General features: G+C 60.0%; 25 protein-coding genes. 7 read left to right on the forward strand and 18 right to left on the reverse strand.

Annotation, left to right across the window (positions count from 1 at the left end; genetic code table 11):
• Window positions 1-38: 38 nt before the first annotated feature.
• The 10 genes from D109_RS0102100 to D109_RS0102145 are packed head-to-tail and all read right to left on the reverse strand — an operon-like array spanning window position 39 to window position 10,104.
• The gene (locus D109_RS0102100; RefSeq protein ID WP_017475445.1) at window positions 39-1,016 is read right to left on the reverse strand and encodes a LysR family transcriptional regulator; all 978 of its coding nucleotides are present in this window, start codon (window positions 1,014-1,016) and stop codon (window positions 39-41) included.
• A gap of 52 nt (window positions 1,017-1,068) precedes the next feature.
• Complete coding sequence (locus tag D109_RS0102105; protein ID WP_017475446.1) at window positions 1,069-2,004, reverse strand: peptidylprolyl isomerase; 936 nt, start codon at window positions 2,002-2,004, stop codon at window positions 1,069-1,071.
• Window positions 2,001-2,489: a YbjN domain-containing protein gene (locus D109_RS0102110; protein WP_017475447.1), complete on the reverse strand. Its 489-nt coding sequence runs from the start codon at window positions 2,487-2,489 to the stop codon at window positions 2,001-2,003. Before D109_RS0102110 ends, D109_RS0102105 begins: the two co-directional genes overlap by 4 nt.
• A gap of 20 nt (window positions 2,490-2,509) precedes the next feature.
• Complete coding sequence (locus D109_RS0102115; RefSeq protein WP_017475448.1) at window positions 2,510-3,136, reverse strand: hypothetical protein; 627 nt, start codon at window positions 3,134-3,136, stop codon at window positions 2,510-2,512.
• A 17-nt stretch (window positions 3,137-3,153) separates the two neighbouring features.
• Window positions 3,154-4,854 (reverse strand): putative porin, encoded by a 1,701-nt coding sequence (locus D109_RS0102120; RefSeq protein ID WP_017475449.1) that lies wholly within the window; start codon window positions 4,852-4,854, stop codon window positions 3,154-3,156.
• A 41-nt stretch (window positions 4,855-4,895) separates the two neighbouring features.
• On the reverse strand, window positions 4,896-5,603 hold the full coding sequence (locus tag D109_RS0102125) for an energy transducer TonB (protein WP_026077728.1): 708 nt from the start codon (window positions 5,601-5,603) through the stop codon (window positions 4,896-4,898).
• 3 nt (window positions 5,604-5,606) lie between these two features.
• On the reverse strand, window positions 5,607-6,032 hold the full coding sequence (locus D109_RS0102130; protein WP_003211540.1) for a biopolymer transporter ExbD: 426 nt from the start codon (window positions 6,030-6,032) through the stop codon (window positions 5,607-5,609).
• Between the two features lie 11 nt (window positions 6,033-6,043).
• On the reverse strand, window positions 6,044-7,843 hold the full coding sequence (locus D109_RS0102135; RefSeq protein ID WP_017475451.1) for a DUF2341 domain-containing protein: 1,800 nt from the start codon (window positions 7,841-7,843) through the stop codon (window positions 6,044-6,046).
• Between the two features lie 24 nt (window positions 7,844-7,867).
• Window positions 7,868-9,451: a ShlB/FhaC/HecB family hemolysin secretion/activation protein gene (locus D109_RS0102140; protein WP_017475452.1), complete on the reverse strand. Its 1,584-nt coding sequence runs from the start codon at window positions 9,449-9,451 to the stop codon at window positions 7,868-7,870.
• A gap of 59 nt (window positions 9,452-9,510) precedes the next feature.
• The gene (locus tag D109_RS0102145) at window positions 9,511-10,104 is read right to left on the reverse strand and encodes a transposase (RefSeq protein WP_017475453.1); all 594 of its coding nucleotides are present in this window, start codon (window positions 10,102-10,104) and stop codon (window positions 9,511-9,513) included.
• Window positions 10,105-10,370: 266 nt separating this feature from the next.
• Between D109_RS0102145 and dkgB the strand changes: the two genes are divergently transcribed.
• Complete coding sequence (gene dkgB, locus D109_RS0102150) at window positions 10,371-11,174, forward strand: 2,5-didehydrogluconate reductase DkgB (protein ID WP_017475454.1); 804 nt, start codon at window positions 10,371-10,373, stop codon at window positions 11,172-11,174.
• On the opposite strand, the gene D109_RS0102155 is transcribed toward dkgB, so the two are convergent.
• The 6 genes from D109_RS0102155 to D109_RS0102180 all read right to left on the reverse strand — a co-directional run bounded on the left by D109_RS0102155 (window position 11,171) and on the right by D109_RS0102180 (window position 18,432).
• Window positions 11,171-11,602, reverse strand: a complete 432-nt coding sequence (locus D109_RS0102155) for a hypothetical protein (protein ID WP_017475455.1) — start codon at window positions 11,600-11,602, stop codon at window positions 11,171-11,173. The two genes, dkgB and D109_RS0102155, sit on opposite strands and share 4 nt — an antisense overlap.
• Window positions 11,603-11,738: 136 nt before the next feature.
• Window positions 11,739-15,374 carry a transporter substrate-binding domain-containing protein gene (locus D109_RS0102160; RefSeq protein WP_026077729.1) on the reverse strand — a complete coding sequence of 1,212 codons (3,636 nt, stop codon included), beginning with the start codon at window positions 15,372-15,374 and terminating at the stop codon, window positions 11,739-11,741.
• 1 nt (window position 15,375) lies between these two features.
• Window positions 15,376-16,002, reverse strand: coding sequence for a response regulator transcription factor (locus D109_RS0102165; protein WP_003211560.1), 627 nt, complete (start codon window positions 16,000-16,002; stop codon window positions 15,376-15,378).
• A 291-nt stretch (window positions 16,003-16,293) separates the two neighbouring features.
• Complete coding sequence (locus D109_RS0102170) at window positions 16,294-17,010, reverse strand: MgtC/SapB family protein (RefSeq protein WP_017475457.1); 717 nt, start codon at window positions 17,008-17,010, stop codon at window positions 16,294-16,296.
• 465 nt (window positions 17,011-17,475) lie between these two features.
• Window positions 17,476-18,078, reverse strand: coding sequence for an N-acetyltransferase (locus tag D109_RS0102175; RefSeq protein ID WP_017475458.1), 603 nt, complete (start codon window positions 18,076-18,078; stop codon window positions 17,476-17,478).
• A 12-nt stretch (window positions 18,079-18,090) separates the two neighbouring features.
• Window positions 18,091-18,432 carry an FKBP-type peptidyl-prolyl cis-trans isomerase gene (locus D109_RS0102180; RefSeq protein WP_017475459.1) on the reverse strand — a complete coding sequence of 114 codons (342 nt, stop codon included), beginning with the start codon at window positions 18,430-18,432 and terminating at the stop codon, window positions 18,091-18,093.
• 213 nt (window positions 18,433-18,645) lie between these two features.
• On the opposite strand from D109_RS0102180, the gene D109_RS0102185 reads away from it, so the two are divergent.
• The 3 genes from D109_RS0102185 to D109_RS0102195 all read left to right on the forward strand — a co-directional run bounded on the left by D109_RS0102185 (window position 18,646) and on the right by D109_RS0102195 (window position 22,810).
• Window positions 18,646-20,610: an FAD-dependent oxidoreductase gene (locus tag D109_RS0102185; protein WP_026077730.1), complete on the forward strand. Its 1,965-nt coding sequence runs from the start codon at window positions 18,646-18,648 to the stop codon at window positions 20,608-20,610.
• A 134-nt stretch (window positions 20,611-20,744) separates the two neighbouring features.
• Window positions 20,745-21,632 carry a nitrilase family protein gene (locus D109_RS0102190; protein ID WP_026077731.1) on the forward strand — a complete coding sequence of 296 codons (888 nt, stop codon included), beginning with the start codon at window positions 20,745-20,747 and terminating at the stop codon, window positions 21,630-21,632.
• 14 nt (window positions 21,633-21,646) lie between these two features.
• The gene (locus D109_RS0102195; RefSeq protein ID WP_026077732.1) at window positions 21,647-22,810 is read left to right on the forward strand and encodes a hypothetical protein; all 1,164 of its coding nucleotides are present in this window, start codon (window positions 21,647-21,649) and stop codon (window positions 22,808-22,810) included.
• A 39-nt stretch (window positions 22,811-22,849) separates the two neighbouring features.
• On the opposite strand, the gene D109_RS0102200 is transcribed toward D109_RS0102195, so the two are convergent.
• Window positions 22,850-23,470, reverse strand: a complete 621-nt coding sequence (locus D109_RS0102200) for a hypothetical protein (protein ID WP_017475463.1) — start codon at window positions 23,468-23,470, stop codon at window positions 22,850-22,852.
• A gap of 137 nt (window positions 23,471-23,607) precedes the next feature.
• A complete protein-coding gene (locus D109_RS0102205) occupies window positions 23,608-24,576 on the reverse strand; it encodes a hypothetical protein (RefSeq protein ID WP_017475464.1) in 969 nt (322 codons plus the stop codon).
• 175 nt (window positions 24,577-24,751) lie between these two features.
• On the opposite strand from D109_RS0102205, the gene D109_RS0102210 reads away from it, so the two are divergent.
• The 3 genes from D109_RS0102210 to D109_RS0102220 form a co-directional block, all read left to right on the forward strand.
• A complete protein-coding gene (locus D109_RS0102210) occupies window positions 24,752-26,248 on the forward strand; it encodes a PAS domain S-box protein (RefSeq protein WP_017475465.1) in 1,497 nt (498 codons plus the stop codon).
• 132 nt (window positions 26,249-26,380) lie between these two features.
• Window positions 26,381-26,632, forward strand: coding sequence for a CsbD family protein (locus D109_RS0102215; protein ID WP_003211583.1), 252 nt, complete (start codon window positions 26,381-26,383; stop codon window positions 26,630-26,632).
• An 11-nt stretch (window positions 26,633-26,643) separates the two neighbouring features.
• Window positions 26,644-26,897 (forward strand): DUF1652 domain-containing protein (locus tag D109_RS0102220; protein ID WP_017475466.1); only part of this gene is annotated, 254 nt, incomplete at its 3' end.

The raw sequence follows: 26,897 nt of genomic DNA on the forward strand, positions 1-26,897 counted from the left end.
CCCACCCGCCGTTACCGCAGCAATGGATATGTACTCAATCAATCAAACCACTCCCCCCGCTCAAGAAACGTATTCCGAATCATCTCCACCACCCACCCCACCTCCTGCGGATGCCGCACCTCAGCACTCACCCCCATCCAAACCTGCCGCTGCATCCCCTCCAGAAACACCCCATCCAACGCCGTCAACCCACGATCAAAACAACTCATATACCGCGGCAACAACCCAATACACGCGCTGCACCGAATCATCTCCAGCATCAACGGATAGGCCTGCACCTGCACCACCCCCGCCAACCGCTGCTCCACCAGACTGTTCCAGGGCCGCAACGCCTCCACCTGCCGGTCCGGCTGCCACTGCACCAGCATGTAATCCGCGAGATCCTCAATGCTGTCGGGCCGCACCGCCAACCGCGAATACCGCTTGGCAATATGTGGCGAATAATCCAGCCGCGCCAACACCTCAGGCGCATCAATGGCAAAGCTCGGCCCGGCCCCCGGCGAATCCATCCCCGACAACCACACCACCACATCCGCATCCAACGCCTGCAACCCCAACTCGCTGTCGATGGAAATAATCTCCAACCGCACACTCGCATTGCGCCGCAGCAGCGCAATCAGGTCGCGCCCCAGAATGTCATGCAGGATCGACTCGGCAACCGCCAGGCGAATCAACGGTTGTTCCAGCACCGGCAAGCGTCGCTCATGGGACAGGGCAATCAGTTGCGCCTGCAGCTGCTGCCCTTCACGACTCAGGGCCAGGACATTGCCCTGATAGCTGAACAGCGAGCGCCGCAGCTGCTCTTCCAGTTGCGCCAGGCGCTTGCGCAATTGCGTGGCCTTGATATTGAGGCTGCGAGCCGCCTGCATGAAACACCCACAGCGCGCGCTGATCAGGAAATATTGCGCCACCTCGGGTTCGATGGTGGCCGCCACGGCCAGCCAGGCCTCGCGGGACTCTGTCAGCCCGCGATAGGGCGTGGTGCCGTGGGGTACAGCCGGGTCAAGAAATACCATGGGAGACTCCCTGTCTTGTGGGTACTGTGCATCCAATGCGGTGAGACGTTTTTTACTCCAGCACCTTGTTCAGCTCGGCGCCGTCGATACTCAAGGTGGCGGTATTGAACATGCCTTCCAGGTAGGCCTTGGCGATTTGCTCCTGGCGTTGCGCACGCAGGGCCTCCGTCAGGCGGTCCCGCAGTTCATCCAGCGTGGCGGTGCGCGCCGGTTGTTGCCCGGTGAGCTTGAGCACGTGAAAACCCGCGGCACTTTGCACCGGCTCCGACACCGCGCCCGTCTTGAGTCGCGCCACCACACTGCGCATTTCGGGCACCAGTTGCTGCAATGGCTGCATCCCGGAATCGCCACCGCGCCGGGCGCTGTCGGGGTCCTGGGAATATTGGCTGGCCAACGCGGCAAACTCCCCTGGCGAAGCCTGCGCCTTGCGGCTCAATTCCTGCGCTTGACGGCGTACGCTGTCGACGGCTTGGGGGTCGGTCACGGCCAGGAAAATCTGGCTGACCTGGTACAACGGCGGTGTCACCCATTGCGCCTTGCCGCTGTCATAGGCTTGCTGCAATTCGGCGGCGCTGGGGTAATCCGCCGGCACTTGGCTGACCGACAACATGTAGTCGCGAAACACGATTTGTTCGGCGGCGGCGCGGGTTTGCTGCTCCACTTCCGGGCGCTGGCGCCAGCCCTGGGCATCGGCCTGTTCAAGCACAGCCTTTTGCGCAAGGCGTGAACGCAGCCAGGTTTCCAGAGCGCCACGGTTGCCACGCAGTTGCTCGCGGGTTTCAACCGGCAAGGCAGCCAGCACCGACTTGAGCTCGGTGAGGTCGATCTGTTGGTTGCCCAGGCGCGCCACCGCCGGCCCGTCCTTCACGGCCACCGGCGCCGGCTGCTGGGCTGCGACCGGGTCACTGCCCGGTCGCAGGCTCAACCCCACCGCGACCGCCAGCACCACCAGGGCGCCGGCGCCGACCACCAGGGTTGGTTTCTTCACAGGGCAGGCGCCTCTTCACGGGCATCGACAGCAGGCGCGGCGTCGGCCTGGGCCTGAAGCTGGGCGGCCTGCTGGCTGTATTCACGCAGGTAGACGATGAATTCCTGCAGCAGGCGGTCCCACAATTCCAGCTGGTTGCGCAGGTACGGGGCGCCCACGCCGGCGGCCACCACGTCCATCTCCATCAGCAGGAACTCACCCTGCAACGACAACCGCGCAAAGCGCCGGGAAGCGTTCCAGACCTGGGCCAAACCCTCGGGCAACTCGCCCTGCACCCGCAGCGCACAGCTGTAGGTGAAGTCCACGTAGCTGCCCTGCTCTGTCGCCCGGTTGCCGAAACGCACGGCGAAGCCGATGCCCTGGCTGGCGCTGAGCAATTGCACGATACCGTTCTGCTCGGTGTGGTTGACCCGGTAGCCGGCTTCCTGCAGCAACTCGGTCAAGACATGCGGGGTCACGCTGGTGATCAGTTGTACGTCGCTCATAGTGGTCTCTTCCTTGTTGATCAATGATTAGTGACGGTCTGGGGAGCATCGAACCGATTAAGGTATAGACCATCACCAAAACCCTGGGCGAGTTCCTCGAACTTGACCCGGGTGCTGCTGGCGAACGGTTGGCGGATGCTCATCACGTCGGCCACGTCGATTTTTTCGTAGGCCGTCAGCAATTGCTGGGCCACGCCGTACATCTGTTGATTCTTGGCTGAACATTGCTGCACTTGTGTGTCACGTTCCGTGAGTTGCGCCTGCAAGCGCGCCCGCTCGGTTTCTTTGCCCCGTGCGATCACCAGCAAATCTTCATAGGCTTTCTTGAACTTGCCCACCTGTTCATTGCTCGCCGCCACCTGAGCCTGGGCCTGGCTGTGCAGGTTCTGTTGCTGGCCAACCAGTTGCTCAGCCACGCCCCGGGTCTTTTCCAGCTCGGCGGTCAGTTGCTTGATCTGCGCCTGGGCTTGCTTGGCCTGGGTCTCGGCAGCGATGCGCGCGGCACTGGCCTGGGCCTGCTCGCTTTGCAGTGCCTGCAACTGCTGGGTGGTGCTGCGCAGTTGGGTACGCAGGCGCTCTTCCATGCCTTCAGCCGAAGCTCCGGTGGTGACGAGCAGCAAAAGCAGGCCGCAAATTCGCGTGTTCATGAGCTTTCTCCGGCGCATCAGAAGCGCGTGTTGAGTTCCAGTTGCATGACATCCACTTCAAACGGCGCGCCATACACTTCGGAGGCGCTGAGCCAACGGGCGCTGGCATAGATGTTCTTGTCGAGGCCGTAGTTGGCACCGATGAAATAGCCCTTGGCGTTGGTGCCGCCGAGGTGGAAGGAGGAGTCGTTGAAGCCGTCGGGCAACGCATCCGGCTGAATGTATTTGTAGCCGGCCAGCACGTTCCAGTCGCCCTTCTTGCGCATCTCCAGCGCACTGCCGAGGGTGAACTGCACCAGCAATGCGTTGCCGCCGCTTTCAAACTGGCCGTCGCTGTTGAGGTTGTTGACGATCTGGCCTTCGCTGCGCTTGAGCATCTCGCCTTTGTCGTAGGCCAGGTTGTGGATGAAGTTGGTCTGGCTGCGCAGCTTGAGGTCTTCCGGCAGCTCGCTGTCCCACGCCAGGTTCAGGTCGAGCACGTTGAATTTGGACGCAAGGCCGACGAATTGCGGTTGCGGGGTCAGGCCCGGTGTCGCCGGGTTGGGGGCGATGTCCCGCAGCAGGAACACGCTGTTGCCCTTCTGCATGAAGGCCAGGCGCGTGCCGTCGGTGTCGCACGCCGGCTGGCCGGCCCACGGCGAGCAAGGGCTGGAGCGTTCGCCCTGGATGTCACCGAAATGGTAGTAGGCCATCGAGCCTTTCAGGCTGTTGCTGCGGTTGATCTTCCAGTCGGCGCCGATCTGCCCGCCGAACATCCATTTGTTTTCACTCTCGTCCTTGTCGAAACCGTTGGTGGTGGCCGTGTCGGGGCTGTACTCCACCGGGAACGCGCCGAGGGTGCCGAACAGGCCCCAGTCGCTGTTGAGCTTGTGGTTGAAGATCGCCGCCACACCGTCGAAGTTGAGGTCGCCGGAATACATTATGTCGGTGGAATAAAACGGGTTGGCGAAGCGCCCGGCGGTCAGGGTCATGTAGTCGGTGGTTTTCCAGGTGAGGTAACCCTGGTCGAGCCAGATGTCTTTCTTGCCGAAGCCACCGCCCAACGTTTGGGTGGTGGACACCGGGTTGTTGTCGTTGCCGGTGCCGAGGCGAATCCCGGCGGTCCATTCCGGCGAGATCACGGCTTTCATGCCCAGGCGGGCGCGCAGGCGGAACAGGTTTTCGCGGTCTTCGCGGGTGTTGAGCAACGGCGGCAGTTGGGTGTTGGTGTTCTTGTTGACGTCGTAGGGCCCGTTTTGATTGAGCTTGGCGTAATCAACGATTTCGTTGCTGTTGTTGCCCGAGAAATAGCGCGACTCATCCCGCAGGCGGATGTCGCCGTCGAAGCTGATGCGCGAGACCCAGTCCGGAAAGGTGTTGGGCTGGGCCCAGTTTTCCTGCTTGGCGGTGGCCATGACCTCGGCCTTGACCTGGTCGCGAATCTGGTCGCGCACCGCTGCCGGCACGTACTGCACCCGCACATCGCCGGGGGCCGCAGTTGGACCTGCCGCTACTGCCGTGGCGGTGCTGGCCTGGCGTGCCTGCTGAGCCTCTTTTTCAGCCTGGGCGATCAGCCCGTCGGCCTGCTCCTGCTTGAGCACACCTTGCTGCACCAGCAGGCGGATCAGGTTGATCGTGGCGTTTTCCGAAGGCGCGGCCGTGGCTGCCGTCGCCTGGCCGACCAGGGTCGCGATGACCATGCCGACCGCCAGGGTCAATCGATTCACGTGGGAAATCATCTGCACACAACTCCTGTAGAAAACTGCAAAAAAGGGTTCGATCAATCCGGGCGCCGGCCCTTGAGGGACAGGTGTACCGGCAGGGTCAATGACGCGGGTGTGCGTTCCTTCAGGCGCGGTGTGGCGCGCAATGCGGCCAGCACCTGAGCGTCGGTCTCGGTGTCGCCGCTGGACTTGGCCAGCTCCACGCGGGTCACCTCGCCGTCTGCGCTCAGCCACAGATCGGCCTGCACCGTGTAGGCCTTCTTGCGCAACTCCGGGTCTTCCCGCAGCAGGCGCTGGAACACCCCGGCCAGGTACTGCTTGAACGTCCCGGTCCCCAGGCCGCCACCGCCAGAACCGGCCATGCCGCCGCCCTTGCCGGCACCGATGTTGAAACCGTCATTGCCGGACTGCGCGTCGCCGTCGATCTGCATCGGGTTGGCCAGGTCGTCCGCCGGTGAAGGCGGTGCTTCTTCCTCGGGCTTGACCTCATCGGGGGTTGGCGTGGGCTCCGGCTCGGGGACTTTCTCCTGCACCTCGGGCTCCGGTTCCTTGGGTTTTTCCGGCGGCGGTGGTGGCGGTGGCGGCAGCGGAATAATCGTCGGCACCTTGGGCGCTTCACGGCGCACGCCACTCATGTCATTGGCCCATTGCCAGAGAAACCAGGCAGCCACGGCCCCCAGCAGCAGGCCAATGCCCCACTTCAGCGGGCGCAACGGCGGCGTGTTCTTCAGCGGCGTCGGCGTGATCGGCATCTGTGCGGTCATGGCTCAGCCCTGGCTCGGTTTGCCGGTGACCAACCCGACCTGGGACAGCTCCAGGCGACGCAGCAAGTCGAGCACTTCGATGACCTTCTGGTACTGCACCATGGCGTCGCCGCGCACGATCACCGGGAAGTCCGGGTTCAACGCTTTCTCGATGCGCAGGCGTTCTTCGAGCTCCGGCAAGGTCACCGGGTAAGCGTCGAGAAATACCTGGCCGCCATCGTTCACCGAGATCGCCTTGGTTTTGGCCTCGGACAGCGACACCGAAGCGCTGGCCTTGGGCAGGTGGATCTGGATCCCCGACACCTGGGCGGTGGCGGTGAGGATAAACATCACCAACACCACCATCAGCACGTCCACCAGGGGCGTGATGTTGATGCTGTCGACGGGTGCGTCATCGTCATCGTCGTGGGAGGCATTCACGGAAGCCATGCTGATTCTCCTCAGGCCGGAACGTGGGCGTGGTGGTCGCGACGGTGCGCAGCTTCGCTGTGCTGGCTCTCGCCGTGCATCTCCGCCAGGCGGGTGATGAACTCGTCGACGAACACGCGCATGTCAGCGCTGACTTCCTTGTTGCGGGTAATCAGGCGGTTGTAGCCAAACAGCGCCGGGATCGCGACAAACAGGCCCATGGCCGTGGCCAGCAAGGCCGCCGCCATGCCCGGGGCGATGGCGTTGATGTTCACGTCACCGGCCATTGCCGTGCCGAGGAACACCACCATGATCCCCAGCACCGTGCCGAGCAGGCCGATATACGGGCCACCGGCGATGGCGTTGGACAGGGTCGACAACTTGGCGCCGAGTTGCTGGTTTTCCCGGGTGCGCACGCCGTCCATGGAGCAACGAATGGCTTCGATGGTGGCTGCCGAGACCGATGAGGTGTCAGCGCCCTGGGCGCGGCGGGTGCGGATTTCCTTGACCGCGACCCGGTACAGGCGCCACAGCGAGGAATGGGTCAGGCGCTCAGCCAGCAACGCGTCGTCGTAGTACATCTCCAGGCGCGTACCGATCTGCGCGAATTCCTCGCGGAAGAGATCGTTGGCGGCACCCACGCGGCTGACCTGGCGGTTCTTGCGAATCATGATGAACCACGACTGGAACATCATCCCCACCAGCACCAGGATGATCACCCAGGCGTCCACCGGCACCGCCTTGAGCAGGAAACCCAGGCTGCCGAAACCGAAGCCCGACTGTTCTTCATCCACGCCATAAGTCACCAGTTTCGACTCGGCGCCCTGGGCGGTGGCATCGGCCAGCAACAGCGCTGCCGGGCGCGCGACCTTGGACAGGCGCAGCTCGTCCATGGCTCCGGTAAACGGCAGGTGACCGCCGGTGGCTTCCGGCAAATCGGCACCGATCGCCAGTTGCGAATTGAACGCCGGCATCGCCACGGCGAGGGTCGCAGTCTCGCGGCCATTGACGTACAGCGAGACCTTGTCGCCCTCGGCGGTGAACGCCAGGTGCTGCCATTGGCCCGGGTTCAGCGGCTGGGTCGAGACGGCGCGCTGGCCGTCGATTTCAATAAACGGCATGCCCTGGTTCAAGCCCAGCAACAGGCTGTGAGCGCCCTCGCGACGGGCCATGATCAGTTGCTCGCCGCCGGCCTGGTCCAGACGCAGCCAGGCACTGAAGGTAAACGCACCGCCCGCGGCGTGTTGCAGCGACGGGCTGGCCGGCAACAGCAACGGCTGGCCACTGAACTGCAGCGCACGGCCGATCACCCCGTCGATGCTCGCACCGGTGGCGTTCACGGCGGTGTTGCCATAGGCCGTGGTGTCCCGGGGCGGCGTGCCGTTGGCGCCGTCGAAGTGGTAGAGCGCGGTGTAGTTCGGGTCGAAAGTCAGTTGGCCGTTGGCAGTGGCCGGAGCCTTCTGGTTGCCGTAGTACATCCACAGGTCCTGGCGCTGGCCGCCTTCGACCTTGGGCACATCGACCCAGATCAGCGCCATGCCCATCAGCGGGTCGAAGCTTTCGATCTGGTGGTTGAACACGGTCTTGTCATCGGCGCTGACAAAGCGCAGGTCGGCGCCGTCGTCCTTGACCCCGTCAAAGGTGAAGTTGCCGGTGTGCAGGCGCACCAGCAACGCCGTGCGGCCCAGTGCCTGGCTGATGGCTGCGCCCTGGGAGGTGGTGTCCACCGTGATCTGTTTACGGTAGTGCCAATCGTCCTGCCACCAGGCGTGGGCGGTGGCTGGGAGCGCGAAGCCCAGGCAGATCAACAGGCTCAGAAATAGGCGTTGCATGTCAGGAGTCTCCGAAAAAAGGGGTCAGAAAGTCGCCTGCACACTGAAGTGCAGTCGCGAGTCCTGTTTCTGGGTGTTTGGGCCATCGAGCAGCGGGTAGCCCCAATCCAGGCTGCCGGACAACCACTTGCTCAAACTGGCGCGGGTGCCCAGGCCGACACTGGCCAGGCTGTATTCGTCTTCCTGCTCGGGCAGCGGGTCATGCAGGCGCAGGCGCGCGCCTTCGGCAAACGCGTAGAAGCGCCACTCCTGCACGTAACTGCCGAGGAACTTGGCCAGCGAAGGCGTACGCAGCTCCTGGGAGAGCAGGTAGCCTTCGTCACCGGTGCGCTCGGCGGCGAGATAACCGCGTACCGACGTGGCGCCACCGGCAGAATATTGCTCGTTGGACACCAGCGGTCCCGAGGCCAACTGGAAGCCGGCCTTGGACGCCGATTGCCAGTCGTTGCCGAAGGTGTAGGTGTAATTCAGGTCGCCCTTGAGCACCGCAAAACTCGGGCTGGCCTTGTCACGCTTGTACTGGAATTCCTTGGCGTCACTGCCGTAGCCGAAGAACGCGCGGGTCCCGACAATCAGGTTCAAGCCCAGGCCCAGTTGCGACTGTTCGGTGTAGCGGTAGCCGTTGTAGCCAAAGGTCAAGGGTGCGTACTTAAGCGGGATATCGTCCGTGCTGCCGCCAAACTTCATCTGTTCCTTGAAGTCCTTGAAGTCCACACCGGCCGAGATCGAGTTGGCCCAGTTGCCGCTGGCCGGCAGGCTGTAGATCGCCGCCACGCCGTAGGAATGGCCCTTGCCCAACACGTTGCTGCCGCCGATGGTGGCGATGTTGCTGTCAGACTGATAACCGGAGAACTGCAGGCTCCAGCGATCAGTCAGCGGCGCGGTGTAGGCGCCCGACCAGACCTTGGCGTTGTCGCTGTCCTGGGGCGCCGTGAAGTAGGTCAGGGAAATGCTGTGGCCCAGTTGCCAGAGGTTGTCGTAACCCAGGGTGGCAACGCTGCGCAGTTCCTTGGTATCGGCGCTGTAGTCGTTGTTCAGGCCGAGGCTGGCGTGCCACGGGTTCTGGTCTTCCACCTGCAGGTCGACGTCCATGGTGCCGGGGCGCTGGCCTTCGCGGACCAGCGGCGTGACCTGGCGCCCGGCGCTGCGATTGAGGCCGGCCAGTTGGGTTTGCACGCGGGTGAAATCCGGAACGGCGCCCTCCTTCAGGCCTGGTACTTCGTCGCGGATTTCTACCGGCGAATAGTGCTTGGCGCCTACTACGCGGACGCGGCCGACCTTGGTTTCGCTGACTTGCAGGTAGACGATACCGTCATCGACCTTCTGCTCCGGCAGCTCGACGAACACCGACTGGTAGCCGCGTTCCTGATAGATCTTCTGCAAGGCATCCCGGGCGCCTTCGATGTCGGCGAGGGTCTTTTGCGGGCCGAGGAACGGGTACACCGCCTCTTCGATGGCGCGGGCATCGAGCACGGTGTTGCCGCGCACGAAGTACTCGTTGACGTCCACCCGCCGTGCCGGAGGCTCGCCTTCGGCCTGCGCCGGTTGCGCCAGTGCCCCGAGCGTCAGCCAGCACAGCGCCAGCGTTGATTTGAACAGATGCTCCACACCGCCCCCTGGTCTACTAAGAATGATTGCCGTCGCCGTTTTCCCAGCGCTTGGCCTGTTCAATTGCTGGATATCGAGGTGTTGCCGTGTCGGGCGAGCCAGGTGTGCAGCAGGGCGAAGTTCAGGGAGAACTCCGGCATGTGCAGCAAGGCGCCACAGAACACTTCACCGATGATTTTCTGAATCAACTGCACCGCCTGCGGGTTATTCAGGAACGTGGCGATGTCGCGTTGCAGCAGGTTGATGCTCCAGACTTTCTGATTGAGGTCGAGGCCGACGAACCAGCGAAACAGCAGGTTGTAGTTGAGTTGTTCGTGCAGTTGCTGTTCGTTGGGGACCGCATACAGGAGTTGCAGCAGCAGAATCTGCAAGATGGTTTGCGGAGCGATCTGGGTACCGGGTTCGGACTGGAGCAGGTCGCGGTGGTGGTCGAGGATTTCGTCAATCTGCGGGCGCAGCAGGACCAATGAATGGCCTGCGGGGATGTAGCTGGAGACTTCCTTGAGTGCGCCTTGCCAGTCGTCCTGGGAGACGATCCATACCCACGGTGCGCCATAGCGGTAGACCGAGACCGGTTTTTTCCGCGCGGCTTCGACGATCTTCGACAGGCGCTGGTCGAGCTCCTGCATGCCGACTTTCGAGTAACGTTCCATAGTTCCCATTCGCCCCACTCCTGGCATCCTGCTTGCGCTTCTGGCATCGCCTGTTTGGCGGTGTCGAGCGCGTTACATAGCCAAGACTGGGGGCACGGGGGGCTACCGAACTTTTGTCATAAAAGCTTCTTTTTTTGGCGGGGGGGTGCTCTTGCCTCACCACTCATGACTTTTGGTAAAGAGTCCTTTTCGGATTCAGCGGTTTTTCTGAAGGAACGAGGGGCCGATACTCGACTCCATTGTTCACATCACTTCAGGAGTCACTCATGTCTATTCCCGCATTCGGCCTTGGTACGTTCCGCCTGCAAGGCCAGGTCGTCATCGACTCCGTCAGCACCGGCCTGGAGCTGGGCTATCGCGTCATCGACACCGCGCAAATCTATGAAAACGAAGCCGAAGTCGGCCAGGCCATTACCGACAGCGGCATCCCACGGGACGAGCTGTTTATCACCAGCAAGATCTGGATCACCAACTTCGCCGAAGGCCAACTGATCCCGAGCCTCAAGGAGAGCCTGCGCAAGCTCCAGACCGACTACCTGGACCTGACCCTGATCCACTGGCCATCGCCGGAAGACCAAGTGCCCGTCGCCGAATTCATGGGCCAGTTGCTGGAAGCCAAGCGTCAGGGGCTGACCCGGCAGATCGGCATTTCCAACTTCACCGTCGACCTGATGAAACAAGCGATTGCCGCCGTCGGTGCCGAGCACATCGCGACCAACCAGGTGGAGCTGCACCCGTACCTGCAAAACCGTACCGTGGCGGATTTTGCCAAGGCCCATGGCATCCAGGTCACTTCCTACATGACCCTGGCCTACGGCGAAGTGCTGAAGGACCCGGTGATCCAGCAGATCGCAGACCGTCATCAGGCAACCCCGGCGCAAGTGACCCTGGCCTGGGCCATGCAACTGGGCTACGCGGTGATCCCGTCGTCGACCAAGCGCGCCAACCTGGCCAGCAACCTCAAGGCGCTGGAGCTGACCTTGAGCGACGCCGACATGGCGCAGATCGCCGGCCTGGAGCGTGGCCATCGGCTGACCAGCCCCAAAGGCATCGCGCCGAACTGGGACTAAGCCACAGGGCTGCGGGACAACTCCCGCAGCCACGGCAACACCCGCAGCCCGCAGGTGGCTGGCGGTGGGTCGATGATGTCCATGAAGTGTTCGAGGTTGACGCTGTCCGGCGCACCCGGCAGGCGCACCAGCAGTGTCGGTGTGGCGGCCAGCGTGCCCAGGTCGCGGGTATCGTAGACCAGCACATGGCGAATCTGCGGGTGCTGTTCCTGATAGGCCAGCACCCCGCCCTCGCTGGCCGCCAACCCGGCATTGATGATCAGCACGTCGAACGGCTCGGTCGGGATGGCCGTGAGGATCAGCACTTCGTCGAAGGTTTGCACCGGAACGATGCGGTAGTAGCCCAACTGGTTGAGCATTTTTTCGATGTACAGCCGTTGCAGGTGCTGTTCATCGGCGATCAGGATGGTCAGTGCTTTGTTTGGCATGGCGAACACCTGAGCAAGAAGTGCTCGTGAGGGACTGGGCGGCCTATTTTCCAGACATATTCCGAAGACTAAATAAGGTTTGTTCCACCTTCATGTAGGAGTTGTCCCAAATAGCTCGAATGACAGCCCTCGCCAGTCAAGTCTGATTGCAATAAACCGACAACCCGTGATGCAGGTGCGCCAGCGCTTCATCCATGCCGTCGATGGCACCGGCCAACTCGTTACGTGCTTGCCGTTCACAGACGTTTTCCAGCACTTCGCAGCACTCCATCAATGCCCGGGCCTTGACCATGCGCGCGCCGCCTTTGGTTCGATGGGCCAGGTCATGCAGGCCGGCAAAGTCAGCCTTGTGTTGCAGGGCCACCAGCTGCCCATGGTCAGCCTCAAGGCTGTCGAGCAATGGCACCAGCAGCTCCTTTACTGCGTCGATATCCCCTCCGGTCAGCTTCTCCAGGTCGCGCAAATCAAAGTCTGGCGATAACTCCTCCACGCTGACCGGGGCCACCGAGGGCGTGGCTGTGCGCGACATCAGGGCCGCATGCAGATCCTCAAGGCCGGTGGGCTTGAACAGGCAGCCATCCATTCCCGCCTGCCGGCAACGTTCGGCTTCCTCGGGCTGGGCGTTGGCGGTGAATCCCAGCAACAGGCAAGGCGCCAGCCCGCGTTCACGCTCCAGGGTGCGGATATCCCGCGCCAGCTCGTAACCGTCCTTGAATGGCATATTGCAGTCGGTAATCACCCCATCAAAACGTCCGGACAACCACAGTTCAAGCCCCTGGACGCCATCTTCGGCGGTGGTGATGCGGTGCCCCAGAAAGCTCAATTGCCGGGCCAGCAGCAGCCGGTTGGCCGGGTAGTCATCCACCACCAGAATGCTCAGCGCGTGGGCCGGTGGCGTTCCCAGGGCAACGGGCACGGCCGGCATCAGCGTTGCGTCAGCCACTGGCAGCTCCAGGGTGACATCCACCCGAGTGCCCTGCCCCAGCAGGCTGCTCAATTGCAGTTGCCCGCCCATCATCTCGCACAGGTTGCGGCTGATGACCAAGCCCAGGCCGGAACCGCTGCGCGCCGATTGCTCGGTGTTCGTGCCCTGGATAAACGGGTTGAAAAGGCGTTTCTGGTCTTCAACACTGATGCCGATGCCGGTGTCTTCCACCCACAGCCTGAGGCTCAGGTACCCGTTGGCAATCGCCGACGAACCAGACGCGCCAAGCCGTACCTGGCCACGGGTGGTGAACTTGATCGCATTGCTCAGCAGGTTCGACACCACCTGCTTGAAACGCATCGGGTCCACCAGCACGTATCGGTCAATCAGCGGGTCGAGCTCCACCTTCAATACCAGGCCCTTGGCCCGCGCCAGCCCCTCGAAGACCCGCGCCACGGACGCCAGCAATTCGTGCAGGTTTGAAGGCTGCCAAGCCAGGGACAAGTGGCCCGACTCGATGCGGGCGATGTCCAGGATATCGCCGATCAACTCCAGCATGCCCCGCGACGCGTCGGCGGCCACCTCCAGCGCATCGCGGTCGGCCCGGCCCTGTTCGGCGGCTTTCAAGGCCAGTTCAATCATGCCAATCACGGCGTTCATGGGTGTGCGTATCTCATGGCTCATGGTCGCGAGAAAGGTGGTCTTGGCGCGATTGGCGGCGTCGGCCTCCTCCTTGGCTTCCCGTAGCTGGCCGAGCAGATGCTGCCTTTCACTGACGTCCACCCAGCCGGCGATCATGCCCACTACCCGCTCATCACCGTCGCGGTACGGCAGCATCCAGTGGTAGATCGTCAGAACCGTCCCATCCGGCACCTTGAGCACGCGGTCCTGGATCTGTGGCTCCCCCTGCTCCATCAAGCGCAGGTAGTCCTGGTGAAAAGACTCGGCCTGGGGGCGATTGCCGATGTCGGTCTCGACCACGGTTTTACCGGTTACGTCCTCCAGCTTGTAATCGAACACATCGAGGTAAGCACTGTTGCACGCCATCAGCCGGCCCAGGCGATCACGCACATAAATCGGATGAGGCGTGCCGTCGATCAGCACGCCCATAAAGCGCATCTGGTCACTCAGGGCGCGCTCGGCCTGCACCCGTTTGCGTATGAGGCTACGCAGGTAAATCGCCCAGCCCAGGGTGATCAGCAACAGCAGCGCTGCCAGGCTGAAGCCTTGAATGATGACCGTTCGGTGCCGCGCCCAGTAGCTGTCTTCAACCAGTACTTCACTACGCCAGTGACTGGCCAACTCACTCATTTCCTGGGGGGTGATACTCAACAGCGCCTTGTCGAGGATCGAATACAACTCCAGTTGGCTGCGGCTGACACCGAAGGCTATGCGCGCCGGCTCAGACCCGACGGTGCTAGTGATCCGCAAGCGGTCACGGTACTCGCGGGCAATCATGTAGCGCGCACTGATCAACGTATTGACGGCCGCATCGGCGCCGCCGCTGGCCACCAGCGCCATGCCGTGTTCAGGGTTGTCGACGTCCACGAACTTGATGGTGGGATACTCCTGGGCAATCCCCTCTTGCAGGCTATTGCCGCCGATCAGCGCCAGGCGCTTGCCGGCCATGTCTTCCAGGGTAAGGGGGCTGCGGTCATCCATGCGACTGACCAGCACAAACGGATTGGTCAGGTAAGGCCGGGTAATACGCACCTTGTCCGTGCGTTCAACGCTGGGCGTGACCACCGCGATCATGTCCGCACCGCCAGTGCTGACCTTGTCAATCTGCTGGGGCATCGAGGTGCCCGGGACGACGTCAAATTTCAACCCGGTGCGCAAACTGATACGGGCCAACACCTCGGCGCTCAACCCTTCGAACGCGCCCTGCTTGTCGATAAATGAAACCGGCAGGAACTTGTCGAGTATCGCGACCTTGACCCTGGGGTTCTTCTCCAGCCAGCGCTGCTCACTGGCACTCAAGCGCAACCGGTCCGCCCCCAGGAATCCAGGATTTCCCGCACTCCAGCGTCGCAGTATTTCCATCTGCTCACTGACCGGAATCGCGGCCAGCGCCGCGTTGATGATCGACAACAGGCGCGTGTTGTTGCGGGAAAAGGCAAAGGCGAAGGGGTTGACTTCAAGTGACGAGAAATCGGCCATTCGAACGTTGTTCAGATGGTTCCTGTTGATCAGGTAGTTGGCGCTGATTGCATCGCCGAGGTAAACATCCGCCTGGCCGAATGCAACAGCGCCAATGGCCTCGAAGGTCGAAGGGAAAAGCTGTAGCCGGGCATGAGGGTAAAATGCCTGTACCGCATCAGGCTGCATGTAGTGATAGAACATGGCCACCCGCTTGCCGGCCAGGTCGGCACTCAGGGTCTGGCTCTCGTTCGTTCGGGTGACCAGGGCCGGTTGATCCATGGCATAGGAGCGCGACAGCACCAGTTGCGGGTCTGCCGCCTCGTAGCCGTTGGCTGACGCCAAAAAATCCACCTCGCCGCGCTTGAGTGCGGTGATGACCTCATCCCGGTTGTCGTAACGACGGACTTCAACCCTGATGTTCAGCACGTCGGCTATCAGTGCGGCGTAATCTGCCGTAATCCCCTCAAGCTCATCGTTGCTGCTCAACTCGAATGGTGCGTAATCGGGGCTGGAGATCCCCATCAACAAACGGCGGCGCTCCCGCAGCCAGCGCCAGTCCGACTCGGGCAACCCCGCCGCCGGCGTGTCGAGGATGGAGTGCCCCAGCAGGTACAGGGTGCGCGCCTCCGCCAGGGCCGGGGCTTGCGTGTAGAGCACGCCCAGCAGCACCCACGCACTGAGCCACAATACCCGGACCCTGGTCATTTCAGATCAGATGATTGCGTTGGGCGAATTTGGACAGATGCACCACCGACGACATGCGCAGCTTCTCCTTCAGACGGGTTTTGTAGGTACTGATGGTCTTGTGGCTGAGCAACATATCCTCGGCTATTTCCTTGTTGCCGAGCCCCAGCGCCAACTTTTGCAACACGGTCAACTCACGGTCGGAAAGCTCTGCCACCAGGTCCTGTTCGGTGGACTGCAAATCGTCCCGACGCACCGAGCTGGTGGGCAGGCTGGGAAAACAGCTGTAGTTGGACATCACGGCCTTGATAGCTTTTTGCAGTTCATCCAGCTCGCCGGTCTTGGCCACAAAGCCCATCGCGCCGGCGCGCATGCAGCGGGTAGAAAAAAACACCGCCAGATACGACGTCAGCACCAGGATCTTGCAAGGCAGGCCCAGTGCCTTGATTCGGCTGATCACCTCAAGGCCACCCAACTTCGGCATCGCCAGGTCAAGGATGATCAGTTCGGGGCGTTCTTCCCTTGCGATCTGCATCGCATCAGCACCGTTGCCGGCCTCGAAAATCGTGTCGAAGCCTTCCTGCTTCAACAGGTACCGGACGGTTGCGCGGATAAATGGGTGGTCATCCACGATTAAAGCTTTGCTCATAAGGCTCCCCTGGGAGGATTCAGTACCGTTGCACATCACACGGGACCTATCTACCTGTGAGAAATGACAGTTCCGACGAGCGGTTCTCAACATTCCTACAAGAAGCAATCGGGTCCCTCCATTTGAACAGCGCATAGCCATGGATGGCCGCACCTGCGTGCCTGGCTAGTCGCAAGCGCGCAACCTTACCAATGGAATGACGCGTCACCTGAAGGGATAGTCCTAGTCACATGTAGGACTTTTCCTCAACAAAAAGCATAGTAAACAGTGGGATCCGGGCAACGGGGCCGTCTAGTCGGTGGTACTCGGGCTCCAGAACGCCTGTACCACCAGGGCCGAGGTGGAAATGCGCGCCACCAGGGCGTCCAGTTCGTCACCGTCCACCGAGGTCACGGCCAGCGTCGCCTCGATTTCCACCTCTTCAGGACCAAAGGGACGCACGTCCACGTCACTGGCCGGGTAGTTGCAGCGTGCAAGCTCGGCTTCGAGCAAGGCCAATACCGCCTTTTGCTGGGTACGACGGGCCACCACATAGAGAATGTTGGTCACCTCGGCCGACACCACGTCCAATGGCTGGCGGTTGATGTTATTGACGATCGGCCGCAGCAAGGTGTTGGCCGCCAACACAAACAGCGTACCCAGCAACGCTTCGAGGATCAGGTCGGCACCGGCACAGGCGCCCACCGCCGCCGATGCCCAGAGGGTGGCTGCGGTATTCAACCCGCGCACGTTGCCTTCTTCACGCATGATCACGCCGGCGCCGAGAAAGCCGATGCCAGAGACCACATAGGCCACGACCCGCACCGCCCCTTCGGCGCCGCCCAGACGGTTGGCCATGTCGACGAAAATCGCCGCCCCCACCGCCACCAGCACGTTGGTACGCAACCCCGCCGTGCGCTGGCGGTACTGACGCTCGAAGCCGATCAGTCCACCGAGGATAAAGGCTGCGGTGAGGCTGACCAGTGTGTCGACCAGCGAGTTGAGGTTGATGTTGTTGATTGCTTGCATAGTCAGTCTTCCCTGTTCATTGCCAGCCAAACTTAGGCGAGGAAACCTTCGGGCAGGTACGACCATCCTGGGCCGTGATTGGGTCACGGCCACGACAGGACAGGGCCGCCCGTCGCAAACGACAGGCGCGTCCGTAGTATCGCGATGCAAGGCATCACGTACGGGTCAGCGTCGATGAGAGGGAAATCGGGATCGGGCCAGGACTGGCCGCTACCGGGATGCCGCTTCTCGCTTCTGGGCGAGACAACGGCATCGGAAAAATGCGCGTTACCTTGCCAAGTATGTGCCGGTTATCGAGACCGGCCGACGACTGTCACTCGAACAAGTACCCACTGAGGGTCTCCGCTATTGATGAAAACGCGCAAAGCTTACTCTCCGATTTAAGGAGAGTAAACCGTAAGAAAGTTCACCCAAGAGGGTTAGGAATATTCTTCAGGGAGAGTTCAGGTAGGCACCACGGTGCTGCTACGCAGAAGACGGTCGATCACGCTCCACCAGCGCCAAATACTCATTGATCGCCCCACCCGCCAACGCCTTCACCTGAATGGAAACCCGATTCACCTGTCGCCCCATCTCGATGCCATCCCGAGTCCGCACCTGAACATACCCGAGCCGGGGCCAGAACCGCTCGGCCTTGACGTTCCCCACCACCACCGTCAGCCGCAACCAGCGTGCGCCCAGGCGTACTACCCAATCCTGGAAATCGGCATGCAACTGCCGCGCAAACCCGGTGCCATGCAACGGCGTGGCCACCAACAGCAACCCGATATGCCACACCCCAACTGCCAGCAGGTCAGACGCCACATTCACCACCGCAACCAACTGCCCTTCGGCATTGCGGTAGCCAATCCAATACATCCGCGTGTAGCTCCAGGTGTCGGGCAGTTGAAGAGTCAACTCATCCCGAGCCTCCGTGGGTGTGGCTGGCTCACCATTCACCGCAAGAAAATACTCCGGGGCCGCCTCGAAAAAGCCCTGCAGCTCGGCTTCATCCTCAAGAGTCAGCTCAACCACCCGGATGCCCGCCATCGAACTGCGGGGCAGCTCCACTGCTTCAACCACATCCATGTGCAACGCTCCTCAATCGTCTCGTGTGAGTACTTCCAACAACTCAATTTCAAAGCGCAGATTACTGTTGGGCGTGATATGCGCACCCATCGAGCGCTCGCCGTAGGCCAGGTGCGCCGGTACAAACAACGTGCGAATGCCGCCGACTTTCATGCCCATCAGCCCCTGGTCCCAGCCTTTGATCACGCGTCCGGTACCGATCACGCACTGAAACGGCTTGCCCCTCTCCCATGAAGAATCGAACACCGTGCCGTCCTCGAGGGTGCCGGTGTATTGCGTGGTGATCAGGGCGCCTTTGACCACGGTTTTGCCGTCGCCGAGGCGGACGTCGGTGATTTCCAGTTCGTTGTTCATTTTTTCTCGTTTTGTGTAGCGCGCGAATTGCGCCAAACGGGCGTTTTCCCAGAGTCAAACGCGTTTGGCAAGCTTGGGGTTGGGATCGCACGCTCCAACCTACAAAAAACCACGAAAACACCCCTGTCAGAAACTCTCCTCACCCGATTTACCTTGTTCAGCTCAGCGAGCAGCCTACCCCTTCAAAAATATAGAACATCAAGGACGGCCTACGTGACAATAGGATCAGATTTCAATTACCCGGCTGACATTGCTATTGGTACCTCTAGAGAAAAGAGGTCTATCAAAAATAAATGGCGAGGCCGTTTTCCCAGCCCGCCAGATTTATGCTTCGATTATCGAGCCTTAGTTGAGCAAACAGGCGGAATCGCCAACTCGATCAATTCGAATCACAGAATATGCATTATCGGAGCGGGTATAACGGGACTTACTGCAGCACGAGAACTCTATCGCTGCGGCTTTAAAAATATATCCCTGCTCGAAAAATCCAAAAGAATCGGCGGCAGGCATCTTACCGTACTTGGCGGCCAGCACTCCAATAATACAGGCCGCCCACCCTTTGAAATGGGTGCGATGCGGATGCCATTCTTTAATCGATCTGACGAACTGCCCACTGACGGTAGATCCCTGATGGCCTATTACGCAAAAGAGTTTGAGCTTGCTCATTCAAACTTCCCCAACCCGGGAAGCCCATGGGTCAAATCAACCGGTATCTACTTACGCGAAGGAAGTATAGATAACAGTGGCCAGCCAACTATGCTGATCTGGAAAAACAAAGATGGGATAACGCCACCTCCTGGCGAAACCCTAAGCGCGGTTTTTGCAAAATGGGAAAATTTTGCCAAACGCATGACTCAGAAAGTCGCGGTTTTCTATGGAAGCGAGCAATGGGAGTTACTTTGGGCCGCCATAGTTGAAAGATACGAAGGTATCTCGTTTCGGGATCTAGTAAAAATGCCGGTTATTGAGTCTTGGAGCAAGGACCGTCCCGGAGACTTTGGAGGCATGGGGATGACAGCAAAAGAATCGGCGGTATTCTACGCAATTGGAATAGGCGATGGCAGTTGGGGCGCTTTTTATGACATATGCTCGCTTTATCCCCTGCGTACTGCGATTTTTGGTTTCAGCAGTCATCTCCAGTTGATTCATGGCCGGGTCAAACTGGATGGCACGACAGTCGACTCTCCACACCTGGAAAGCTCGGCCGTTTTTGACTCCCGGGGTCTCAGGTTTAATAAGCCCAGCTACAAAGGCCTTGGGGCCTTAGCAGAATGCATGCTCTTTATGAGCATTCCTGAAACAGGAAACTCCGTTTATGAACATAGTATTGAAAAGTCGAATGGACTACTAACCGACTCTCCGGTAAAAAAGCTTGAAACGCTCAAGAGTGGGAAAACACGAGTTCATTATCAATGGAACTCAAGCAATCCCAAAAAAATTGAGCCCTGCTATGCCGACTTCGATTCGGTCATCATCACCCTTCCCTCCTGGTTGATCGAAACACAGATGCTACTCGAAGGTTTCGACCAAGAGATGCTCCCTTTCGATACGATAAATGCTTATAAAACCGCGCACTGGGAAACCAGCTGCAAAGTATATGCCCCATTAAAAAAATCGTTCCTATCTAAAAACACAAAAATCCCTCAAGCCATTGTGACCGACAGTTTCATACATGATGTATATACCTATCGCTATAACGACCACTACACCTACGACTGCATACTTCTGAGTTATACCTGGGAAGACGATGCAACGAAACTATCTTCGCTAAGTGACAAAGAACTGATTACCAAGTGCATTGAAGAGCTGGATAGAATCCTGATTAAATCCACAAACATTCAAGAGAAAATCTCTCCATACATAGGTCACGACCAGGCTATCGTGCAACGTTGGATGAATGACAGCAACTCGTTGGGATGCGCAAAACTGTATAGACCGGGAACCTACTATGAGGCTGTGGGCCTAATGAAATACAACAAAGACTACTCATTTAAATCTGGAATTTACCTCTGCGGCGAATCTTTTTCAGTAGATGCCGGGTGGACAGAGCCATGTTTCAGGGGCGCAATAGACACCGTCATAAATATATGCAACAAAACTGGTGCTAAATTTAACGGAGGATTCTCTATGCAAGACTATCCAGAATACAAAACCGAGCATCCACACCAGTCTAATTAAATAGCCAGCACAAAGGCTTTGGCGGAACTAAGCTACACAGCTATCAGACGTGTCCGACTTTCATTTAAACATCGGGTCGCCTTTTATAAACATCCAGTCATTCCCTGGCTGAATAAAATAAGAGGTCACCCGCAATGAGCGATCCAACAAGCCCTGTTCGCATAGCTGTCATTCAGTTTGATCCCCAAGTGGGGATGGAAAACCGGGAACGTAACCTACGTCATAGCCTTGAGCTGGCAACGGAAGCAGTGGGCGGCGGAGCCAATCTAATCGTGCTGCCAGAGCTCTCGAACTGCGGCTATTTCTTCTCCAGCCGTCAGGATGCATTTGATCACGCCGAGGCCATTCCGGGCGGGCCGAGTGTGCAAGCCTGGATGGATTTTGCCTGTAAACATCAGGTGTATCTGGTGGCAGGCCTCAGCGAAATCTCCGGCATGCAGCTGTTCAACACCGCCGTACTGCTGGGACCGGAGGGTTTTATCGGCAAGTACCGCAAGGCCCATTTGTGGAACCTGGAAAAGCTCTGGTTCAGTCCCGGCGATGTAGGGTTCCCCGTATTTGAAACACCCATAGGCCGTATAGGCCTGCTGATCTGCTGGGACATCTGGTTCCCTGAGGTGCCGCGCATCCTCAGCCAGCAAGGCGCCGATATTATTTGCAGTCTCAACAACTGGGTATGGACGCCGCCTCCGTTGTTCGACGATGCGGGGAAGTGTATGGCGTCGTACCTCACGATGACCGCAGCCCACGTCAACAACGTGTTTATCGCCGCCGCCAGTCGTATCGGAGAGGAACGCGATGCGCGTTACCTCGGGTGCTCGCTGATTGCCGGAACCAACGGCTGGCCCATCGGCGCGGTAGCTTCAGCGAATCGGCAGGAGATCCTATTTGCCGATGTTGACCTCACCAGCGCTCGCAGTGCACCTATCTGGAACAGCCTCAACGACTTGCAGCGGGACCGGCGTGCGGATCTTTATGACCAAATGCTCGGGTATACCCAACATCGCGCCCTGCCACGCTAATCGGAGGGCGCATGATGGAAACCCTTTTAGAAAAACCGTCCCTACACCACTCCCGAACCGATAAGACAGTCATCGCCCTGGGCGTTGCCAGTGCATTGCTGATCCTATGGATAGCCCTTACTTACCCTTGGCCGGGCTATGCCGACATGGTGACCAGCCTTCCTCACCCCATCGCCTGGCTGCGCTGGGTGCTGGGTGATATCAGCGAAGTCGCGTTCTACAAACATGAACTGGCCTCAATCGGCCTGCTGGGCGGCGCGTACCTGGCGTGGTGGGCCAGCCGTACAGGCAAGCCCTGGCAAGGCTTTGCCATTTCGTATGGCACCGGGCTGTGGCCGTGGTTGGTGACCAGCTCATTACTCGGTTTACTGCTGAGTAATGCGTTATGGGGATGGACCGTGACCGCTAGCACTTGGCAACCGACGTTTGCAGCATTTGTTTCACTGCCGGCGGCCATGGTGCTGATGTTCGGCGGCGGCTGGAAAGTAACGCTCAATGGCGCAGTGCTGGGGGCCTTGCTGGTTACACCGATGTGTTTGTTGATCGTCAACTACATCTGCCTGCCGCTGGGCTTGCCGGTGGTAATCGGAAACGTGCTGGGGATGGCGGTTGGCAGTGTGATTGCGTTTATGTTGTTCCGTCGCCTGCCGATTTTGGTACGCAGCGACTACATAGCCCCGATAAAGCCCGCGCCCTTGAAGCCACCGACCTATGGCGCGATGTGGAGCGTGCGAAGGGTATTGGCGGACTTTTCCGAAGCGCCCTTCTTCGGCAATGAGCTGGCCAGCCTTGGCTTATTGGCTGGCGTGTTACTGGCTTATGCGCTGAACCCGATGAGCCCTGCCTATGGATCTGGCCTGATAGTGCATCTGATCGGCGCGCAAGCGCTGACGTCTGCGCTGGGCGTGGTGATCTGGCGACATCAGTGGATCAAACGCGGTTGGTATCCCACGTATGTTCCGCTGGTGTCGGTGGTCCCGGCAGCGGTGTTGACCCATGGCGGCAGTTGGGTGGTGATGGGATCAAGTGCGCTGCTCGGCGCGCTGATCGCGCCGCCACTGGCCTGCGCCATTGCAGGACGGTTACCACCGCACGTCCATCCTTACATCGGCAACGTAATCTCAATGGCGTTGAGCACCTTGATGGTGGTGCCATTGGTGGGATGGTTAGCCGTTTAGCCACGCGCTCTTATGCCGGGCAAAGGAATGCCCGTGCACTCACAGCCAATGCCAAAACCGACTCCAGAACCCCCGCCCCAGATCATTCTTGCAGCCTGCATATTGCGCCGCATACATCTGCGAGCGTGCCTGCACCTTGCTCGCCACCGGCATCAGCCAGGCTTTGCTCGCGTAGGTACGCTGACGATACCCGCCCCACCCTTCGTGGTAGTTCAGGTATTGGCCATAGGCATCGTATTTGTATACGCCGTTGATGGTGTAGGTCTTGTCCATGTACCAGCCGACAAAATCGATGGCGTCGTCAAAGTGCTCGCGATTGGCGCCAAAGCGGCCGGTGCTTTTCTGGTAGTCGCTCCACACTTCATCCTTGGCCTGGGCGTAGCCGGAGGCGGTGGACACACGGCCCCAGGGGATGATCCATAACAGGTATTTACGCGGGGTCTTGGCGTCCTGGCGGAAGCCGGACTCCTGGTACATGATCGCGAATGGCACCTGGATCGGTACGCCCCAGCGCGCCTGGGTCACCTTGGCGGCGTCGTACCAGTCGTCCTTTTCGCGGAAGATGCCGCAGATGTCGTTGGGGGTGCGCGGCGGCGAGGTTCCGCATCCAGCCAATAAGGCGGTGAGTAGCAACAGCCCCGTGGTTTTTACTGCGTTCAAAAGCCCACCGTTTCATCGTGAGAATAAAAAGGCGGGCAGTTTACTCGTTCGGCGGGGTTGATGCAGAGGTGAAAGCAGGACTATTGCTGTGGCGAGGGAGCTTGCTCCCTCGCCACACAAAGTACCTCAAATCATGCTCAGGCCAATGGCACCCGACGTGTAGTGATCGCCAAGCGACCGACACCAAAGCTCAACGCTGCACCCAGAAGCAACATCAACAAGGTGCTCCACGCAGCGCGGGACAGTTGCTTGGCCGCCACTTCACCGGCTTCACGGGCTTTCTGTTCAGCCTGTTGCTTCAGCTCGTCAACCTTCTGCACGGCCTGCTGGTAGGCCTGGGCGTAGTTGTCGACGATCTGGGTGGCTTCAGCCTGGCTCTTGCCGGTGCGGGCGGCGACGATGTTAACCAACGCCTGCTTGTCTGCTGCATTCAACGCAGGCTCACCGGACGCCTTGACGCGCTCGAACCACTGCTTCAGTTCATCACCCGCCTGGGCTGGGTTGGTCGCCGCATCGTTGGCCGATTGCTTGCCATCCGCAGCCGCTTGATTGGCTTTTTGTTCGACGTTGGCAGGGTCCAGTTCAGGCTTGCCGCTCTGCTTGAGCAGTGTGTCGAGCTGGCCTTGCAGGCTGTTCCAATCCAGCTTGATGCCCTGCTCATTCAGTTGCTGCTTGACGCTGTCGCTGATGCCCGGCGCCACGGCGGCGATGCCGCTACCGGCCGCCGACAACCCTTTACCAACGACGTTACCTGCGGCACCGACAACACTGGTGGCCAGCGCGGCGAGCAGCCAGGTGGTCAGCAAAGTGGTGATGGTCCAGCTCAGCACGCCATGCAGGCCGCCGCGATCCGGTGCGGTACGCCCGGCCACGAATGCACCGGCACCGATGGCCAACAGCGTCGAGACAAACAGCCAGATTCCGGCACCGGTGCCAAAACCGCTCAGCGGGTTACCGGCCGCCATCGGGTTGACTGCACTCGCACCAATCGCGGTGCCGAGTACGCTCAACACCAGGTAGGTCACCAGGGCAATTGCACTACCGGCCAATACCGAGCCCCAGGAGACGCGAAACAGAGAACGGTTGGTTTCATAGACAGTGGTCATGTTAAATCCTTTGAACAGTGGGTACGTGGCCAGTTTGGCGAGGCACCTACCCTGCGGTCTCGGCACAATTGCACTAGGCGCACTGGTGCATTCGCACCCCGCGCCGGGCACTTTCTCTGCACTATCCTGAGCCTCAGGTGTCGTACTTTTCATGCGACTTACCCCAGGAGAAACCATGAGCCAGGCCGTCCTCGCCAAAGAAACCAACCGCCGCCAACTGCAGCAGATCATCTCCGGCTTGTCCGATGGGGTGATCCTTGCCGAAGCCGACCAGACCATCCTCTGGGCCAATGAAGCCGCGCTGCTGATGCATGGCGTGGAGAAAGTCGAAGACCTGGGTGCCAACACCAAGGAATACGCCGCACGCTTTGCCTTGCGGTATCGCAACAACCACCCGCTGGTGCTGGAGAATTACCCCCTGAGCCGGGTGGCAGACGGTGAAGAGTTCAGCGATGTGGTGGTGGAAGTCACCCCCACCGGCGACGAGGAAAAAGTCTGGGTGCATCGCCTGCGCAGCCTGGTGCTCGACGACGCGTCGGGCAAGCCGGAGTTGCTGGTGTTGATCCTGAGCGACGCCACCGAATGGGCCAGCGCCGAACAGCGCTTCGAAAAAACCTTCAATGCCAACCCGGCGCCGGCGGTGATTTGCCGCTTGAGCGACCTGCGCTATATCAAGGTCAACCAGGGCTTCCTGGAGATGACCGGCTATAACCGCGACCAGGTGATCGGCCATTCTGTGTATGAACTGGATGTGCTGGAACAGGCCGAAAACAAGGACCTCGCTATCAAGCGCCTGGGCGAAGGCGCGACCATTCCGCAGATGCAAGCCGAACTGAAACTGCCCGAAGGCGGCAGCAAACTGGTGATTGTGGCCGGCCAGCCGCTGGACATGAATGAGGAAGACTGCATGCTGTTTTCCTTCACCGACCTGGAGCCCCGCCGTAAAGCCGAAACCGCCCTGCGCCAGAGCGAGGAACGTTTCGCCAAGTCGTTCCGCCTGACGCCGGTACCGACCCTGGTGTGCAACGCCGCCAACCGCCAGGTGGTGGATATCAACGAAGCCTTCATGACCATCACCGGCTACACCAGTGAAGAACTGATCGGCAAATCCATCGAAGACATCGACTTTATCGACAGCCCCCAGGCGTGCACGCAACTGTTTACCACCCTGGAAAAAGCCGGCAACCTCGACGGCCTCGACCTGAAGATCCGCAAGAAAGGCAATGAGCTGATCGACTGCGTGCTGTCTGCCGACACCGTCAGCATCCAGGACGTGCCCTGCTATTTGCTGGTGCTGATGAACATCACCGAACGCAAGCGCTCCGAGCTGGAACTGGTGGCCGCCATCGAGGAAGTGATGCAGGACGCCTCATGGTTCAGCCAGACGCTGATTGAAAAACTCGCCAACGCCAAGAGCGTCAACAGCCCCAATGTACCGAGCATCTCCTTTACCGACCTCACCGCCCGTGAGCGCGACGTACTGGGCCTGATCTGCGAAGGCCTGGCCGACAAGGAAATCGCCTCGCGCCTGAAACTGGCGCCCAACACTGTGCGTAACCATGTGGCCACGGTGTACTCCAAACTGGGGGTGCATAGCCGTAGTGCAGCCATCGTCTGGGCCCGTGAGCGCGGGCTGTTTGCCGGTGAATTGCGGGTTAAAAAGCCGAAATAGAGTGCAAATGCACTAGTGCGACCGGTGCAAATTCGCCTTATTGCGCGGGGGTGCACTGCTTAACCTTGAAGGGTGGGCACAGGGCTTTGGGTCCTGTGCTGTTGAGATGTCATGCCCTTTAAGGAATCCATCATGAAAAGCGAACAAGTCAAAGGCGCCGTCGAAAAAGTGGCCGGCAAGGCTCAAGGTTTTCTGGGTGATCTGACCGGTGACGAACGTCTCCAGGCCGAAGGTGTGGCCCGCCAGGCCGCTGGCCAATTGCAGCAAACCTACGGTGATGCGCTGGACACCGTTGGCGACTTTGCCAAGCAAAAACCCTTGGCTACCGTAGCGATTGTCGCCGGTGTCGGCCTGCTGCTGGGCCTGTTGCTGCGTCGTCGCTGAGGAGAGCCCTAATGTTTACGCTCTCCCAACTGCGCAACTGCATCGAAGAGGCCCTGTCGCCCCTGACCTGCGAGTTCACCCTGTGCCGTGACGCCTCGTTGACCCTCAAAGTCTTCGATGCCGAAAGCGGCCGGGTGGACCTGGTGGTCACCGGGATCAGCGTCAACAAGCTGCAGACCCCGCAGGAAGTGGAAAAGATGGTCGACGAGTTGCGTTACGAATTGCAGAGCAACACCGTCGGCAAACTCAGGCTGGATGACCTGCC

Origin of the sequence: Pseudomonas sp. PAMC 26793, assembly GCF_000313235.1 — a bacterium.
Classification (GTDB): domain Bacteria; phylum Pseudomonadota; class Gammaproteobacteria; order Pseudomonadales; family Pseudomonadaceae; genus Aquipseudomonas; species Aquipseudomonas yamanorum.